The 361-nt window shown below is 51.0% G+C and carries 1 protein-coding gene; it reads left to right on the top strand.

The window, feature by feature from the left end; all coding sequences use genetic code 11:
• The coding region (locus CE491_RS30515; protein ID WP_234407449.1) for a hypothetical protein at nucleotides 1-294 on the top strand (294 nt) is incomplete at its 5' end.
• Between the last annotated feature and the right edge of the window lie 67 nt (nucleotides 295-361).

The following is a 361-nucleotide window of genomic DNA, read 5'->3' as shown; positions in this document are numbered from 1 at the left end:
CCAAGAGCTACGCAGCCATGGTCACGCTGGCCTGCAGCCTACGTTGTATGCGGCAATACTTTTCGTACAAAACCTAGGGACATTTTAGGGATCGTGATTTTCGTTGTGGGCTGGGCGTTCCTTCACTGGGCCTTCGTGCTCAACAATCCAACAAAAACATTTTGGCAATGCCTGCGCCGGGCCAAGGCTCGCGGTTTCGAAAAAGGGTTCATGGATCGAGTAACAACTTCGGCTGTGATCGGCGAATCCTTATCTCGGATAATCGAGCGATGGAGTGCAAAATGTTGGCGCTGATTGAAAACTGACCCACCCTGCCGATTGAAAATTGACCCAGGGCAGATTGCCGATTTGTCATCAGCAA

The organism is Pseudomonas bohemica, assembly GCF_002934685.1.
GTDB lineage: Bacteria > Pseudomonadota > Gammaproteobacteria > Pseudomonadales > Pseudomonadaceae > Aquipseudomonas > Aquipseudomonas bohemica.
Note: the sequence above shows the minus strand (reverse complement) of the source record. Positions and strands in the feature narration are given on the sequence as shown.